This window comes from Streptomyces actinomycinicus, from assembly GCF_016741775.1.
GTDB classification, from domain to species: domain Bacteria; phylum Actinomycetota; class Actinomycetes; order Streptomycetales; family Streptomycetaceae; genus Streptomyces; species Streptomyces actinomycinicus.
In genome coordinates this window covers 29,375-45,185 of the sequence record NZ_JAERRK010000014.1, presented here as the reverse complement: position 1 = coordinate 45,185, position 15,811 = coordinate 29,375, and the positions used below count along the sequence as shown (strand labels likewise).

Sequence of the window (15,811 nt, the reverse complement as noted above, 5' to 3'; positions counted from 1 at the left end):
GGGACGTCACCCCGACCGCCCACCCGATGACCCGAAGGATGTTCCAGATGAAGTTCCACAAGTCCGCCTCCGCGGCCGTTCTCGTCGCCCTCGCTCTGAGCCTGACGGCCTGTGGCGGCGAGTCCGGCAATGCCGGTGACCAGCCCGGCGGCGAAAGCACCGGGGCGAACGCGCCGAAGCTGCCGACGTACGCCGTCGCGAGCAACGTGAAGATCGACTCCGCCACCCTGAAGAAGGCGCAGAAGGCGGGCAAGCTCGTCATCGGCGCCAAGAGCGACCAGCCGTACCTGGGCTTCGAGGACACGACCGGTAAGCGGTCCGGCTTCGACATCGAGATCGCCAGGATGGTCGCCGCCGACCTCGGTTTCAAGCCGGAGCAGATCGAGTTCAAGACCGTGGACTCCAACGTCCGCGAGACCACCATCTCCAAGGGCGAGGTGGACCTCTACGTCGGCACGTACACGATCAACGACGAGCGCAAGAAGCAGGTCGGCTTCGCGGGCCCGTACTTCCTCGCTGGCGCGGACCTGCTCGTACGCAAGGACGAGAAGGGCATCACCGGTCCCGACGCGCTCAAGGGCAAGACGGTCTGCTCTATCAAGGGCTCGACCCCTCTGCAGGAGATCAAGAAGCCCAAGTACGGCGCGAAGACCGTCGAGCTGTCGAAGTACTCCGAGTGCGTGCAGCAGCTGCTGAACAGCGAGGTCGACGCCGTCACCACCGACGACGCGATCCTCAAGGGCTACGCTGCGCAGCGCCCGAAGCAGCTCACGGTGGTCGGCAAGCCGTTCACCAAGGAGCCGTACGGCGTCGGCATGAACAAGGACGACAAGGCCCTGCGAGACGCCGTGAACGGCGCGCTGGAGAAGCACGAGAAGAACGGCGACTACAAGAAGGCGTACGACGCGACTCTCGGCCTGTCCGGTTCCGCGTACACCGAGCCGCCGGCCGTCGTCCGCTACTGACGCGCCGTCCGCCACTGACGCGCCGAGCACCGTGGACGCGCCGCTGAGGCGTCGCCGCCGCGGCCTCGACGGATCCGGCCGTCGCCGACCAAGCCGCCGCCGACCCGGTTTCCCGCGGGTCCGCGGCGGCAGGCCGGACTGTGCCGGCGACGCCGTCCCGCGCTTCGCCGCCGGACGGCTCCTGCCCTGCCCGTACACCGCCACGAGGACCTCCCCGTGAACGTTTTGCTCGACCATCTCGCGGACTTCCGCGAGGGGTTCGTCGGCACCGTGCTGCTGACTCTGGCCAGTGGACTCCTGGCGATGGTGCTGGGTGTCATCATCGCGGGCTTCCGTGTCTCCCCCGTGCCTCCGCTGCGGATGTTCGGCACCGCGTGGGTCACCCTCTTCCGGAATACGCCGCTGACGCTGCTGTTCCTCGTAGCGTGGTTCGTCGTCCCGGTCGTCTTCGCGCCGGGTCTGAGTCCCTGGATGAAGGCGCTGTTGGCCCTGAGCTTCTACACCTCGGCCTTCGTCTGCGAGGCGGTGCGGTCGGGCATCAACACCGTGCCCATGGGTCAGGCGGAGGCTGCCCGCTCGCTCGGCATGACCTTCGTGCAGACGCTGCGCCTCATCGTGCTGCCGCAGGCGACGCGGACCGTGGTGGCGCCGCTCAGCTCCATCTTCATCGCACTGACCAAGAACTCGGCCATCGCGGGCGCGTTCAGTGTCACCGAACTGTTCGGCTGGCAGAAGACGATGAGCGACCAGGGCTACGCCATCGCCTGGATCTTCCTGTGGGTGGCCCTCGGCTACCTCGTCATCACCTTCTCGATCAGCGGCCTGTTCCGGCTGCTGGAGCGCCGACTGGGGGTCGCGCGATGACTTCGAGCGTTCTGTACGACGCGCCGGGCCCCAAGGCCCGGGTGCGCAACCGCTTCTACACGGCGATCGGTTCGCTGGCACTCGTCGGCCTGCTCGTCTTCGTCGTGTACCGGCTGGACGTCAAGGGCCAGCTGGATCCGAAGGTCTGGAACATCTTCAACAACGCGGGTGTGCGCACCATGATCCGCGACGGCGTGCTGACCACACTGAAGGTGTTCGCCGTGGCCGGGGCGCTGTCCCTGCTGCTCGGCCTGCTGCTCGCCGTGGCCCGGGTGTCCGAGCACCGGCCAGTCCGCTGGTTCGCGACCGTGTTCATCGAGCTGTTCCGCGCGGTCCCGCTGCTCATCACCATCTACGCCCTGTGGGTGCTGTTCCTCAGCTACAAGGGCGACCTGGGGGTGATCGGGGAGAATTCCGCCTTCTGGGGCCTGGTCATCGGGCTGACCGTCTACAACGGCTGCGTCCAAGCCGAGGTGTTCCGGGCAGGCATCAACGCAGTTCCCCGCGGGCAGGTCGAGGCCGCTTACGCGCTGGGGCTGCGCAAGTACCAGGTGATGACGACCCTGTTGCTGCCGCAGGCTGTCCGCTCCATGCTGCCGACCATGATCAGCCAGCTGGTGGTCACCCTGAAGGACACCTCGCTCGGCTACGTCATCACCTACACCGAGCTGCTGTACGCCACCCGGCAGATGGCCGGCAACATCATCGTCGACGGGGAGAATCCGTACACGGCGGTCACCTTCGTCGCCGGCGCGATCTACGTTGCCATGTGCCTCGCGCTCTCCTCGCTCGCGACCTGGATCGAGCGGCGGGGGCGCCGTACGAAGACGGGTGTCGCCGTCGCGGCAGCGGCCGAGCCGGCCGAACAGCCGGCAGTGCTCGAAACCGTGGGGGACGGCGACCAAACGGTGCAGTAGCCGGGAAGCGCAGCCCACCGCGGGCGGGCGCCGCGGCCGGACGACACCGGCGAGGCGGGTGCGGACGGCAACCGGTCGCCCGCCCGCACCCGCCTCACACCGCGGTCACCTCCTCCTGACGGGCTTGATGACGACGGTGGCCGACATGTCCGCAGGGTCCTGGTGGACGGCCAGGTTGACGTTGGCGTTCATGTCACCTATGGGCGTGAGCAGGATGGACTTGTGGCAGCCCTTGGTCGATGACTGTTCGGTGTCGTAGGTGGTACCCCACTTGACGGCCGCGCGGGCTCGCCATATGGCACAGCCGGGGAAGGTGATGCGGATCGAGTGCTTGCGCAGGTTGGGCATCGAGGTGCTGCGGTACTGCTTGTCGACATAGGTGTACTTGGTGGGGAAACCGCCGATCTTGATGGTGCCGGAGACCTTGCCGAGATAGATTTCGGAGGGGCCGTCCGCGAACGCGGTGGGTGCGGCCAGGGTGGAAGCCAGGACCGCCGTGCCGAGCAGCATGGCCGCGCGACGCTTCACCTTCGTACCTTCATTGGTGCGCATGAACGAACTCCTTTGAGGGACCTCACGCAGGGAACACCCGGATGCGAGGAGACGTGAGCTTTGTGGGAGAAATTGACTACGCCGGATATCCGCCCCAGTTCCAGTGCCATGTGTCCTTGAACACCGGCGTCGTGTGGCCGTCGAGGACCAAGTAGACGACTTTCGCCTCGGCGTAGAAGGACTTGCACTTGCTCTTCGGCGGCAAGGCCTTCATCTCGGTTTCCGCCGGGGCCTTGGCATTCATGACATTGTCGCGATAGACCAGTTTGGCGTGCCCGGACGGCGACTTGCAGTAGATCTGCCCGCCGAGGTTGTCGACCCGCCGACCCCTGGGGCAGCCCCTAGGCGTCTGGAACCACACCTTGAGGTATTTGCCGAATTGGTCCGAGTCGTACCAGACCTTGAGTTCCGGGTTACCGCAACTGATCCTGAGGCTTGACGCGGGCGCGGGAGCCGCTTCCGCCGGCACGCTCTCTGCCCCCATGGTCAGCACACTGGCGGCCGCGGCCGCTGCCCACACCGCACCGCGCCGGTACACATTGGCCATCTGAATTCCTTTCCTTTCGCTCAGGCTTGTCGAGCGGCTTCCATCCTGCGTTCCGGAAGACGAAGCGACGACCCCCCATTCGGGGGATGACGAAAACTTGCCCCCTAAATCGGGGATTGACATCACCACAGGGCTTGCCCCAAAAGAAACTTGACGCACGGCGGCGACAATCGAGAGGATCATCCGAGCGTCACTCGCCATGACCGGGCGGGTGTGATCACACGTTCCGTTGCCTATGCACAAAGCCACACGGGGGTCGGGATGCTACGGGTAGGAATCATTGACGACAGATCACTCTCACGCGCGGGATTACGTGGAATGCTTCATTCCCTGAGACCGGAGACAGCCGGACATAAGATGCCCAGCGTCGTGGCCGAAGGAAAGCGTGCCCACACGGCCGCTCTGGTGCGGGCCACCCGCCCGAAGCTCCTCGTCTGCGGTGACACATACGGCAAGGACTCCCTGGCTCTGATGGAGACCGTCGCCCGCCTTCCCGCGCCCCCCGCCGTCCTGGTCATCGCGGAGCGGGTCACGGAACGGGATGCCCTCACCCTCCTGACCCGTGGCGCGGCCGGTGTCCTGCTGCACCGCTCCGCGCCCAAGCACCTCACCTGGGCCCTCACTGCCGTCACCGAGGGCAGCCGCGCGCTGTCACCCGAGATCGCCGACGCGATCATCCATGGCTGTCCCGCCCCGCCCCGCTCCCGACACGGCGCTCATGAACGCGTGGCCGGCCTCAGTTCACGCGAGCGCGAGGTCCTGACCCTCCTCAGCGACGGCCTCCCCAACCGCGCAATCGCCCAGGCCCTGTGCATCAGTCCGGAGACAGTCAAGGACCATATCCGTACGCTGTGCGGGAAACTGCGTGTCGACAATCGGATGCATGCCGCCCGTATCGCCTGGCAGGCCGGGGTCGGTGACTGACCAACACTCAGCCGCATGACCACCAACATCACTTGACGCAAGCACGCGCACTGGGTTGCATACGTTCTGTGATCGTGCACCCCGCTTCACCTTCCTGTTCACTTGTCCCTGTCAGGGCATCATCACGGCCAGGGAGCGCCACGTCATGGACCCGGTGATCATCATCGGAGCGGGGCCGGTCGGACTGACGCTCGCCCTGCTGCTGGCCCGTCAGAACGTGCCCGCCGTCGTCGTGGACGAGGGCCCCGGCCAGGACGAGCCCCGCCCGGCGCGCACGGTCGTCCTGCGCGAGGACACGGCAGCCCTGCTGGAGCGGCTGACCGCAGTGGCCCTCGGTGAGCATGGCGTGCGCTGGGCCGGATGGCGGTCCCTGCGCCGCAAACAGGCGATGAGCGAGGTCACTTTCGACAATGCGGACCCTGCTGCCCCGCTGCACATCGCCCAGCACGTCCTCACGAACGCCCTGCGCGCGGCCGCGGCCGACGAACCCCTGGTGAACGTGGCCGTGGACAGCCGCCTGGACGCGATCGAGCAGGAGCGTTCCGGCGTCTCCGCCCACACCCGCGGCTCCACCGCCACCTGGTGGCGCGGCAGTTTCCTGATCGGCTGCGACGGCCCCCGCTCCACCGTGCGCAAACTCCAGGACATCCGCTTCCCGGGCCGTACGGCGGTGGAGCGGCACGCGGTCGCCACGCTGCGTGTGGAACTTCCGTGGGAGGGTCAGGCGTTGCTCCATCGGATGCCGCCGTGGCGGTCGTCCGGGCCCTCGGCCGGGGAGGTGACCGCCCGCCCCCTCCCTGGCGGTGCCTGGCGCCTGGACTGGCTGCTCCCGCCGGGCAAGGACCTGGTCACGCCGGAAGTCCTGCTGACCCGCATCCGCGAGACCCTCGCGGGCTGGTCGGACGGGCCCACTCCGGTGTACGACCTGCTGGACACCGGCGTGCACACCGTGCACCACCGCCTCGCCCGCCGGTGGCGAGCCGGCCGTGTCTTCCTCGCCGGGGACGCGGCGCACCTGCTCGGCGCGCTCGGCACCCAGGGGCTCGACGAGGGCCTCCGGGACGCCGACAACCTCGCCTGGAAACTGGCCACGGCCTGGCACCACGGTGCGCACGAGGCCCTGCTGGACAGCTACCAGACCGAGCGACGAGCGGCGGTCGCGGCCCGGCTGCGCGCCGCCGACCAGGTGCTGCCGGTGCTGCGCGGCGGAGGCGGCCTGCGCCACATCGTTCCGGGCACGGCTCGGGGCCATGAGGCGCTGCTCACGGATGCTCATCTGGGGCGCGGCCTGCTGGGCGCGCCGGGGACGCACGCCGACTCGCCGCTCATGCCCCGGCCCCTGGAGGCGGCCATCCCCGTCGAGACCCCGCCCGGCGCGCCGGTCGCCGATGTCCGGGTCACGGCGGAGGACGGTTCCTTCGTCCAGCTGCGCGACCGGCTCGGCCGGGGCGCGCTGCTCGTCGTCCTGATCGCGCCCGGCACGGGGGTCTGGGACCGCAAGCACTGGGTGTCCGCCGGGGTGATGCCCCGGCTGGCGGCGGCAGTGACGGCCCTTCCGCACCCCGCCGAACTGCTGGTCGCGGAGAGCTACCCCGGTGCGCCGGCGCACAGTGTCCTGCTCGTGCGCCCCGACGGCCACCTGGTCGCCGCGCTGAGCGGGGTCCGCCCGGCCGAGCTGTACACGGCGGCCGAGGCCGCGCTGGGCGGTGCGGCGAAGGAGGCCGCGCAGGAGGAGCCGGCGCAGGCGGGGTCCGGCGCGCGACGCTGATCCCGGGCCATGTAGTCCCGCGCGCCGCCGAGCGCCACCGGGAGCAGCGCCCGCTCGGCCGCGCCGGGCGCGCTTTGGCCGGCCTGCGCGGCTACCGCGTGCCCGGAGTCCCTGTCGGAGACGGGACAGGTGCGCGCCGGCCCTGCGCTCACGTGCCCTCCGTCCGCAGGGTGACACCCGGTTGACCGGAGTACGGCGGCATGCTGTACTCCGGATCGTGACCGACACCTGTGTGCGCCTGTGGCGGAGGGTCCATATGGACCTCGTCCGCTACGCGGGCTGCGTGTGTCGCCCGTCCTGCTGAATTCGCACCCTCTTTCCTTTCCGGGCGCCGTCGCGCGCCCGTTTCCGCGAACCCCCAGGACGGTGCACGTGTCTGTCCCCTCTTTCCCGTCTTCCCTCTCTTCTTCCCCGGCCCCTGCTTCTCCGGCTGCGTCTCCTTCCACGACCCCTGCCTCCGGCTCGGTGCCGACCCAGGCTGACCTGCTCGACTTCGTCCGGCGTACGGCGGCCGACACCGCGCTGATCGCCTCCCTGCCGCTCGATCCCGAGGGCCGCACCTGGGTACGGCTGGAGGGTCCCGGCGGCAGCGAGGCCTGGCTGATCGGCTGGCCGCCCGGTACCGGTACCGGCTGGCACGACCACGCGGACTCGGTCGGCGCCTTCCTCACCGCGTCGGGTGAGCTGACGGAGTACTCGCTGGCCGCGCGGCTGCCCACCGACGGCTGGAAGACACTGGAACTCGCCGAGGACGTGGACCGCGAACGCCGGCTGCCCGCCGGCCGGGGCCGCACCTTCGGCCGCCACCACGTGCACGAGGTACTCAACAAGTCCCGCGACCGACACGCGGTCTCCGTGCACGCCTACCACCCACCGCTGCCGCGGATCCGTCGTTACAGTCGCGTCGGCCAGGTGCTGCGCCTGGAGCAGGTCGAACGCCCGGAGGACTGGCAGTGAGCGGCACGCACGGAGGTTCGGAGGCGACTGTGGTGGCGGTGGAACGGCCACTGGGCATCGACGAGTTGCTGGAGCGGGTGCGCGCGGGCTACCAGCGCATCGAGGCACCGGAGGCGCACGAGGCGGCGCAGTCCGGTGCGGCGCTGCTGGTCGACATCCGGTACGCGGCTCTGCGCGAGCGGGACGGACTCATTCCAGGAGCGGTCGTCGTCGAGCGCAACGAGCTGGAGTGGCGCCTCGACCCGCAGGGCAGCCACCGCCTTCCCGAGGCCACCGGCCACGCTCTGCGTGTCGTGGTGATCTGCAACGAGGGCTACGCCTCCAGCCTCGCCGCCGCTTCCCTCCACCAGCTGGGTCTGCACCGGGCGACCGACCTGGTGGGCGGTTTCCAGGCGTGGCGGGCGGCGGGACTGCCGGTCGAGCCGGTGCGGTCGCAGGGGCCGGTGGGGCCGGCGACGTCCTGAGCCATGCGTCCCGGAATACGGTGAACCCCCTGGCGTGCCAGAGGGTTCACCGCTTTTCGCCGCACGGACCGACGCAGCGGACGCGCGGACGTGCAGGCAAACGGGCGGGCGGGGCGTACGGAACGGGCGGCCGGGGCGTACGGGCGGGCAGGCGGCGTATTGATGGACGCGGCGCTCAGCAGTCCCCGCCGGCCCTACTCCTTCGACGTGGCTACGGTCACCGCCCGCACCCGGAGTGCCACCCGCCCCGGCACGGCGCCGGCCACGAGCGCGAGGAGCCCGGCGACGGCGACGACGGCGACGTAGAGCAGCGGTACGACCTCGGGCGCCGCCCCGCCCGTCATGCCCACGCTGAACGCGGTGAGCACGGCGAGGGCGATACCGCTGCCGAGCGTGGTGGCGATGAGCAGGACCGACAGCACCTCGGTGCGCAGCATGCGCAGCACCTGACGGCGGGTCGCCCCGGCGAGGCGGAGCAGGGCGAACTCCCGGACACGCTCGGCGACCGACATGGCCAGCGTGTTGACGACTGCGATGGCGGTGAAAGCCAGCACGAGTCCCATGGCGAGGTAGTTGACCTCGGCGTTCGTCTGCTGCCGGTCGGCCTGGAGGTCGTCGGCGGCGGTCGGCGAAAGAATCTGCAGACCCGGGAACTCACGGAGCGTAGTCGCGAGTTGTGTCTGTGTACGGGTCGTGCTGACGAGGACGGAGGAGGCGAGCGGATTGTCGACGTGGCGGGCGACGAGGCCGTGGTCAAAGGTGAGGTCACCGAAGCCGAGACCCCGGGCATAGACGGCGGCGACGGTGAGTGTGGCGGGCGTGCCGTCGCCGAGCGTGAGTTTCAGCGTGCTTCCGGGCTTCAAGTAGTGCTGGTCGGCAACGAGTTCGCTGACGGCGACGGTGCGGGGACCGAGCCGGCCGAGGGAGCCGGCGGTGACCTTCGGGTCCCAGGTACGGGTCAGGCCTGCGGGGCTGACGCCTTGTGCGGGGTACTTGTCGAGGCCGACGCGGACCGTGGTGCGGACCACCTCGGTGACCGTGTCGTGCCGCGCGCGCAGCCGCTCGGCGGCCTCGCCGGGCACGCCCGGGCCCTGGGCGGCGACGACCCAGTCGGCCCTGGTTCCCTCTCGGACCTGGGTGCGGGCGGCATCCCCGAGGGTGGACTGGACGAACAGGACGGTGCAGGTCATGCCGACGAGCAGGGTGAGGGGGGTGACGACGGAGGCCATGCGGGCGGCGTTGCCGCGCAGGTTGGCCGTGGCGAGCCTGCCGCCGTGACCCGTGAGCCGGAGGGGGCCGGCGAGCAGCAGCGCGGCGGCCTTGACCAGGGCGGGCCCGAGCAGGGAGACGGAGGTGGCCAGGACGACGACGGCGAGGAACGTCACGGGAGTGGAAGCGGGCTCGGTGCGCAGGGAGGTGAGGACGATGACGAGGACCACTCCGCCGGCGAGGAGCAGCAGCCCTGCGATGATCCGGCCCCAGGCCGGCCCGGTGCGCTCGCTCCTGGCCTCGGCCAGAGCCTCGGCCGGGCGGATCCGGGCGACCCTGCGGGAGGCGATCCGGGCTGCCGCCCACGCCCCGAGCAGGGTGGCGGCGAGAGCGGCGAGCGGCGGGAAGACGCTGGCCGTGTGCTCGAGCGTGTCGGGTACGGCGCCCAGGGCGACGAACCTGGAGTGCAGCCAACTGCCCAGCGGCAGTCCGAGCAGTGCACCGGTCGTGCCTGCCGCGACTCCGACGATCAGTGCCTCCCGGCCGAGCAGCTTGCGGATCTGGCCGGGTGTGGCGGCGATGGCCCGGAGCAGGGCGAGTTCACGGTGGCGCTGCTGGACGGTGAGCGCGAAGGTGCCGACGACCACGAGGACCGCCACCAGCAGCGAGGTGCCGCCCATGGCGCCGCCCATGCTGACCAGTCGGATGCGGGCGGAAGCCGCGTCCAGGAACTCGACGGGCCCGCGGGCGTCCCCGGTGCTGACCTGTGCGGTGGTGCCGTGCAGCGCCTCGGCCACGGCCCGGCGCACCCGGTCGGTGTCCTCCCCCTTGGCCGGCAGCACACCGAACGCGGTGACCTGTCCGGGGTGGGCGGCCAGTCGCCGGGCCTCGGCCTCGGAGAAGAACAGGGACGTCTGGTGGCGTACCGCGGTGGCCGGCGTGGCGATGCCGGTGATCCGGTAGCTGCGGGGGGCCTGCGAGGACTGCACCGCGAGCCGGTCACCGGGCCGCAGACGAGCCCGCGCGGCGAGGTCTGCGTCGATGACGAGGTCACCCGTGGCCCAGGGAGCGCGGCCCGCGGTGAGCCGGTACGGCGTCAGCGCGGCGGAGTCCCAGGCATGGCCGTAGGCGGTACGGCCGCCGGTACCGGCCGGGGTCAACGGCTGGGCGGGGAAGGTGAGTTCGGGGACGACCCGAGCCACGCCGGGGGTGCGGACGAGTGTGCTGCGCAGGTGCTCGGACAGCCAGGCGCGCTCGGCGATGGGCTTCGCCTTGTGCTTGACCTTCGTCTTGCCCTTCTTGTGCTTGACGGTGGTCTGGTGGACGTACTGGTCGGCGGAGACCACGACGGGAGCGGCGCCGTAGCGTTCGGTCCGGATGGTGCCGCGCAGGCCGGTGTCGAGGAGGGTGCCGCACGCGGTGATCAACGCGGCGGCACACATCAGGGCGAGGAAGGCGCCGAGAAACCCGGCCTTGCGGGCGCGGACTGTCTTGAGGGCGTAACGCAGCATCATGGGGACGGGCTCTCTTCTGTTCTGTTGTGTGCACGGGTTGTGTCGTAGGCGTCGGTCCCGGCTGGTGAGCCGTGACCGGGGGTACGCCTACAGACTGGCCCGCGCGGGCAGAGAGAGCACTGCGGTGACCTGGCGTCTTGGACCGGGGGTGACCCCACCCGTCTCCGGCGGGGGTTAGCCCTACCCCCGCCGTCACGAGGGTCCGGTGGCAGGCAGCGAGGTCGTTCCCACGGCGCCGTGGCAGGCCACTGCCCGCGAAGCGTCGGTAACCGCTGCCGCCGGAAGGCCGAAGGCTGCCGGCTCCCGAAGGGCCGAAGGCTGCCGGCCCTCGAAGGACTCATGGGTCACGCCGCCGATGGGTCCTCGAAGGGCTCAAGGATCACGCCGCCGATGGGTCCTCAGAAGTCCCCGTTCTCGAGGAACTCCGTGTCCTCGCCCTCTTCCTCCAGGGCCTGGCGGACGACGCGCAGGGCCATGCCCTCGGGGTAGCCCTTGCGGGCGAGCATGCCGGCGAGGCGCCGGAGGCGTTTGTCGCGGTCGAGACCCCGTGTTGCGCGCAGTTTGCGGGCGACGAGTTCCCGGGCGGTCGCCTCTTCCTGCTCGGAGTCGAGCTGGCCGACGGCATCCTCGATCAGCGCCGGCTCGACGCCCTTGGTGCGCAGTTCCCGGGCGAGTGCGCGGCGGGCGAGCCCACGACCGTGATGACGGGACTCCACCCAGGCGTCCGCGAAAGCCGCGTCGTCGATCAGTCCGACCTCTTCGAACCGGGACAGCACCTCGTCGGCGATCTCGTCGGGGATCTCTCGCTTGCGCAGGGCGTCCGCGAGCTGCTTCCGAGTGCGCGGGGTCCCGGTGAGCAGGCGCAGGCAGATCGCCCGGGCCTGCTCAGCCGGGTCCCCAGAAGACTCCCCCCGCTCGTCCCTCGCCGAGGGAGGGGCGCCTTCGTCCTCACCGGGCGCGTCCCCGAAACCGCGCCGCCGCCGGCCGCGCCCCCGGCCGGTACGGTCTCCGTACCCGCCGTACCCGCCGTCCTGGTGTCCGTCGTCACCGTCCGGCGCGGAGTCCGGGTGGCCCCCGGCGCCCCTCCCCCGTGGGGCACCGGGGGTGGCGTACTCGTACTCGGCCCAGTCGGTTCGTCGCGTCACGGTCAGCTCTTGGCTGCGGCGGCCTTGGGCTTGGTGGCCTTGGCGGCTGCCGGGGCGGGTGCCGACTTGGCGGTGTCCTCGGCCGCGGTGGTGACCGCAGCGTCCGCGCCCGGCTCGGTGGCGGGCTCCTCCGGGCGGACGCCCACGCCCAGCTTCTCCTTGATCTTCTTCTCGATCTCGTTGGCCAGGTCGGGGTTGTCCTTGAGGAAGTTGCGCGCGTTCTCCTTGCCCTGGCCGAGCTGGTCGCCCTCGTACGTGTACCAGGCGCCGGCCTTGCGCACGAAACCGTGCTCCACGCCCATGTCGATCAGGCCGCCCTCGCGGCTGATGCCCTGGCCGTAGAGGATGTCGAACTCGGCCTGCTTGAAGGGCGGGGCGACCTTGTTCTTGACGACCTTGCAGCGGGTGCGGTTACCGACCGCCTCCGTGCCGTCCTTCAGGGTCTCGATGCGGCGGATGTCGATACGCACCGAGGCGTAGAACTTCAGCGCCCGGCCACCGGTCGTGGTCTCCGGGGAGCCGAACATCACGCCGATCTTCTCGCGGAGCTGGTTGATGAAGATGGCGGTGGTCTTGGACTGGTTGAGCGCGCTGGTGATCTTCCGCAGCGCCTGGCTCATCAGCCGGGCCTGCAGACCGACGTGGCTGTCGCCCATCTCGCCCTCGATCTCCGCGCGCGGGACGAGCGCGGCGACGGAGTCGATGACGATGAGGTCGAGGGCGCCGGAGCGGACCAGCATGTCCACGATCTCCAGGGCCTGCTCACCGTTGTCGGGCTGGGAGAGGATCAGGTTGTCGATGTCGACGCCGAGCTTGCGCGCGTACTCGGGGTCGAGGGCGTGCTCGGCGTCCACGAATGCGACCTGACCGCCGGCCTTCTGGGCGTTGGCCACGGCGTGCAGGGTCAGGGTCGTCTTACCGGAGGACTCCGGTCCGTAGATCTCCACGACACGGCCGCGCGGCAGCCCGCCGACGCCGAGGGCGACGTCGAGTGCGGTCGACCCGGTCGGGATGACCTCGATGGGCTCCTTCGACCGCTCGCCCATGCGCATGACCGCGCCCTTGCCGAATTGCCGTTCAATCTGTGCGAGCGCGGCGTCGAGCGCCTTCTCGCGGTCGGTTCCTGCCATGGGTTCCACCCGGTTTGCTTGAGTCGATCGCTTCACGTCAAAGACGCTAACGCCTGCCACTGACAATGCGCCCCGACGCAGGTCCAGCCTGTGGATAACCGGGGGAAATATCCCTGCGAAACGGGACGAATCCCCGACCGAGAGCCTCGCCTGAGCCTCCATGAGAATGGATGTTCGATTTTGGTGTCAAGCACGCCATGCGCACCGGGGGCGGGGGTCCCGCAGGGGGTGACCCACGCTCGCCAGGGCTTGGACCAGAACGAACGACCAGAACGAACGACCAGACCGAACAGGGACGACGACCGTGGCTTCGGCGGTGCCGTCTGCTCCCGCCGGCGTAGCGCAGGTGTCTCCGGACGGAGGACGACCGCGCGGACATGTCAGGGCGAGCCTTGGGACCATGAAGATGCCGCGTGCCGCCGTCGACCGCGTCTGCCGGACGACAGGGCTCCTCCTCGTCGTGTCCGGACTCGTCCACCTGGTGGTGTTCGCGGTCGACGGCGGCCCCTGGGACGGCCCGGTCTCCTGGCGCAAGCCCGTCACGTTCGGGCTCTCCTTCGGAGTGACCCTCATCGCGCTCACCTGGGTCACCTCGTACCTGCGGATGGGCGCCCGGCTGCGCTCGGCCGTGCTGCTCGTCCTCGCCGCCGACTTCGTCGCGGAGGTGGGAGGCATCACCCTCCAGGCATGGCGCCGTGTGCCCTCCCACCTGAACATGGAGACGCTCTTCGACGCCTCCGTGTCCATGGCACTCGCGGTGGGCGGCGGTGTCCTGGTCGTCCTGCTCACCGTCTTCGCCGTCGTGTCCTTCCGGCACCGGCCGACCGGCCCGGCCGGCATGCCGCTCGCGGTGCGGTCCGGTTTCGCGCTGCTGCTGGTGGCCCTGGCTTCGGGTGCGGCGATGATCGCGCGGGGGGTCGTCCTGACGCGGACCGGCCACCAGGAGGCCGCCTACCACTCGACGGCTCCGCTCAAGCCGCTGCACGGCATCAGCCTGCACGCCGTCCTCGCCCTGCCCCTGCTGGCCGGGCTGCTGTCGCGCACGCCGTGGAGCGAGCGGACGCGACGGCGCATCGTGGCCGCGGCGGCGGGGTGCTATGCGGCAGCCGTCGCCCTGGCCGCCGTACGGGCCGCGCTGACGTACTGAACGTCTGCCGGCCACTGCCGGCCGGCCCGCTCCACGGCCGCTCTTCGCGCCCCCGCTCTACGAGCACTCTCAGCGGCGGCTCGTTCTACGACCGCTCTTCCCCGCCGGGGCGGCCCGCCCACAGCCGTCGGGCGCGGGTGAGCATTCCGGGGCCGCCCGGCCTTCTGCCGCGGTGCCCGTACACGCGGGGATCGTCCGTCACCGCGTACCGCTTCACGTACGCCCCCAGGAACGCCTGCAGGGTGGCCACCGCCGGAATGGCGATCAGCGCGCCGACGGCTCCCAGCAGGGCGGTGCCCGCGATGACCGAGCCGAAGGCGACCGCGGGGTGGATGTCGACCGTCTTGGCGGTCAGCTTCGGCTGGAGCATGTAGTTCTCGAACTGCTGGTAGACCACGACGAAGACCAGCACCCACACCGCGTACCAGGGGTTCACGGTGAAGGCGATCAGCATCGGCAGCGCTCCCGCGAGGTACGTGCCGATGGTGGGGATGAACTGCGAGACCAGGCCCACCCAGACACCCAGCACGGGCGCGTACGGCACACCCAGGGACTGGAGCAGGATGTAGTGCGCGACTCCGGAGATCAGCGCCATGAGGCCGCGGGAGTAGAGATAGCCGCCGGTCTTGTCGACGGCTATCTCCCAGGCGCGCAGCACCTCGGCCTGACGCGCGGGCGGCAGGACGGAGCACAGGGCGCGGCGCAGCCGGGGGCCGTCCGCGGCGAAGTAGAACGAGAACAAGCCGACCGTCAGCAGCTGGAAGAGGCCGCCGAGCACCTGGGCGGACACGTCGAGGACACCGGCCGCGCTGGTCTGCGCGTACTTGCGCAGCCAGTCGGAGTGGAGGAGACCCTCCTGGACGTCCACCCGTCTCAGTTCCGTGTGGAAGGTCTCGTTGATCCAGTTGATGAGCGAGTCGAGGTAACCCGGGAAACCCTCGATCATCTTGATGATCTGGCCGGCCAGCATGGACCCGAGCAAGGTGACGAACCCGGCGGCGACGATGGTCAGACCGAGGAAGACCAGGAAGGTCGCGAGTCCCCTGCGCATGCCGAGGGCGGCCATACGGCTCACCGCGGGCTCGATCGCGAGGGCCAGGAAGAACGCGATCAATATGTTGATCAATAGTCCGGTCAGCTGGTGGAACGCCCAGCTGCCGAGCTGGAAGGCGGCGATCAGCGCGAGCGCGAGCACCATGGCGCGTGGCAGCCAGCGCGGCATTCGGCCGCCCGGAGCGACGGCGCCGGAGGCCGGGGGGTGGCCGGGCGGTGTCGCGGCAGCGGGTGCCGCCTGCCGGGCGGACGGCTCGCCGTCGCGGGCAGGGTGGGCCAGGGAGTCCTCGTCAGTCGGTGCCACGCGCCAAGTCTCGCCCACGCCACCGACAACCGGCGCCCACCTGCGATTTTCGTGACAGATCAGTGCCGTACCGTCGACACCGAAGCCGACAATCAGGGCGTTTCCGTACGCCGCCGTCAGTGCCTCTCGCCGGGCACGTCCATGACGGAGCAGACCACGCGCCAGACGTCCTTGGCCGCCCAGCCGGCGTCCAGGGCCTCGTTCACCGTACGTCCGCCCAGTTCCGACATGACGTGATCGCGCGCGAAGGTTTCGGAGTACCCCGGACCGAAGTGCTCCGCCATCCGCTGCCAGAAGACCGTCAACCGCATGACTCCAGTATCCCGCCCCTGGGGGTGGGCCCTGCCCGGG

The 15,811-nt window shown here is 70.2% G+C and carries 16 protein-coding genes; 9 read left to right on the top strand and 7 right to left on the bottom strand.

Annotation, left to right across the window (positions count from 1 at the left end):
• Positions 1-47: 47 nt before the first annotated feature.
• The 3 genes from JK359_RS24605 (at position 48) to JK359_RS24595 (ending at position 2,746) form a co-directional block, all read left to right on the top strand.
• On the top strand, positions 48-965 hold the full coding sequence (locus JK359_RS24605; RefSeq protein WP_201839681.1) for a glutamate ABC transporter substrate-binding protein: 918 nt from the start codon (positions 48-50) through the stop codon (positions 963-965).
• 216 nt (positions 966-1,181) lie between these two features.
• Complete coding sequence (locus JK359_RS24600) at positions 1,182-1,829, top strand: amino acid ABC transporter permease (RefSeq protein WP_201839679.1); 648 nt, start codon at positions 1,182-1,184, stop codon at positions 1,827-1,829.
• Positions 1,826-2,746 (top strand): amino acid ABC transporter permease, encoded by a 921-nt coding sequence (locus JK359_RS24595; RefSeq protein ID WP_201839677.1) that lies wholly within the window; start codon positions 1,826-1,828, stop codon positions 2,744-2,746. The genes JK359_RS24600 and JK359_RS24595 overlap by 4 nt, the downstream gene beginning before the upstream one ends.
• Positions 2,747-2,851: 105 nt before the next feature.
• Here JK359_RS24595 and JK359_RS24590 read toward each other — a convergent pair whose 3' ends face one another.
• Both JK359_RS24590 and JK359_RS24585 read right to left on the bottom strand, forming a co-directional pair.
• Complete coding sequence (locus tag JK359_RS24590) at positions 2,852-3,298, bottom strand: hypothetical protein (protein ID WP_201839675.1); 447 nt, start codon at positions 3,296-3,298, stop codon at positions 2,852-2,854.
• 76 nt (positions 3,299-3,374) lie between these two features.
• Complete coding sequence (locus JK359_RS24585) at positions 3,375-3,845, bottom strand: hypothetical protein (protein ID WP_201839665.1); 471 nt, start codon at positions 3,843-3,845, stop codon at positions 3,375-3,377.
• A gap of 369 nt (positions 3,846-4,214) precedes the next feature.
• Between JK359_RS24585 and JK359_RS24580 the strand changes: the two genes are divergently transcribed.
• The 5 genes from JK359_RS24580 (at position 4,215) to JK359_RS24565 (ending at position 7,958) form a co-directional block, all read left to right on the top strand.
• A complete protein-coding gene (locus JK359_RS24580) occupies positions 4,215-4,769 on the top strand; it encodes a response regulator transcription factor (RefSeq protein WP_201839663.1) in 555 nt (184 codons plus the stop codon).
• A 145-nt stretch (positions 4,770-4,914) separates the two neighbouring features.
• Positions 4,915-6,537, top strand: coding sequence for an FAD-dependent monooxygenase (locus JK359_RS24575; protein ID WP_201839661.1), 1,623 nt, complete (start codon positions 4,915-4,917; stop codon positions 6,535-6,537).
• 256 nt (positions 6,538-6,793) lie between these two features.
• Positions 6,794-6,841 (top strand): hypothetical protein, encoded by a 48-nt coding sequence (locus tag JK359_RS40445; protein WP_309506048.1) that lies wholly within the window; start codon positions 6,794-6,796, stop codon positions 6,839-6,841.
• Between the two features lie 68 nt (positions 6,842-6,909).
• Positions 6,910-7,494 (top strand): cupin domain-containing protein, encoded by a 585-nt coding sequence (locus tag JK359_RS24570; RefSeq protein ID WP_201839659.1) that lies wholly within the window; start codon positions 6,910-6,912, stop codon positions 7,492-7,494.
• A gap of 32 nt (positions 7,495-7,526) precedes the next feature.
• Positions 7,527-7,958 (top strand): rhodanese-like domain-containing protein, encoded by a 432-nt coding sequence (locus JK359_RS24565; protein ID WP_372445470.1) that lies wholly within the window; start codon positions 7,527-7,529, stop codon positions 7,956-7,958.
• A gap of 194 nt (positions 7,959-8,152) precedes the next feature.
• Here JK359_RS24565 and JK359_RS24560 read toward each other — a convergent pair whose 3' ends face one another.
• The 3 genes from JK359_RS24560 to recA form a co-directional block, all read right to left on the bottom strand.
• Positions 8,153-10,681 carry an FtsX-like permease family protein gene (locus JK359_RS24560; protein ID WP_201839657.1) on the bottom strand — a complete coding sequence of 843 codons (2,529 nt, stop codon included), beginning with the start codon at positions 10,679-10,681 and terminating at the stop codon, positions 8,153-8,155.
• A 398-nt stretch (positions 10,682-11,079) separates the two neighbouring features.
• A complete protein-coding gene (gene recX / locus JK359_RS24555) occupies positions 11,080-11,826 on the bottom strand; it encodes a recombination regulator RecX (RefSeq protein WP_201839655.1) in 747 nt (248 codons plus the stop codon).
• A gap of 2 nt (positions 11,827-11,828) precedes the next feature.
• The gene (gene recA / locus JK359_RS24550) at positions 11,829-12,956 is read right to left on the bottom strand and encodes a recombinase RecA (protein WP_201839652.1); all 1,128 of its coding nucleotides are present in this window, start codon (positions 12,954-12,956) and stop codon (positions 11,829-11,831) included.
• A gap of 400 nt (positions 12,957-13,356) precedes the next feature.
• Here recA and JK359_RS24545 point away from each other — a divergent pair, with 400 nt between their 5' ends.
• On the top strand, positions 13,357-14,103 hold the full coding sequence (locus tag JK359_RS24545) for a hypothetical protein (protein WP_201839645.1): 747 nt from the start codon (positions 13,357-13,359) through the stop codon (positions 14,101-14,103).
• 85 nt (positions 14,104-14,188) lie between these two features.
• Here the strand turns inward: JK359_RS24545 and JK359_RS24540 are convergent, their stop codons facing one another.
• Together JK359_RS24540 and JK359_RS24535 are read right to left on the bottom strand one after the other, a co-directional pair.
• Complete coding sequence (locus tag JK359_RS24540; RefSeq protein WP_372445466.1) at positions 14,189-15,460, bottom strand: AI-2E family transporter; 1,272 nt, start codon at positions 15,458-15,460, stop codon at positions 14,189-14,191.
• Positions 15,461-15,576: 116 nt separating this feature from the next.
• Positions 15,577-15,771, bottom strand: a complete 195-nt coding sequence (locus JK359_RS24535) for a DUF3046 domain-containing protein (protein WP_201839644.1) — start codon at positions 15,769-15,771, stop codon at positions 15,577-15,579.
• Between the last annotated feature and the right edge of the window lie 40 nt (positions 15,772-15,811).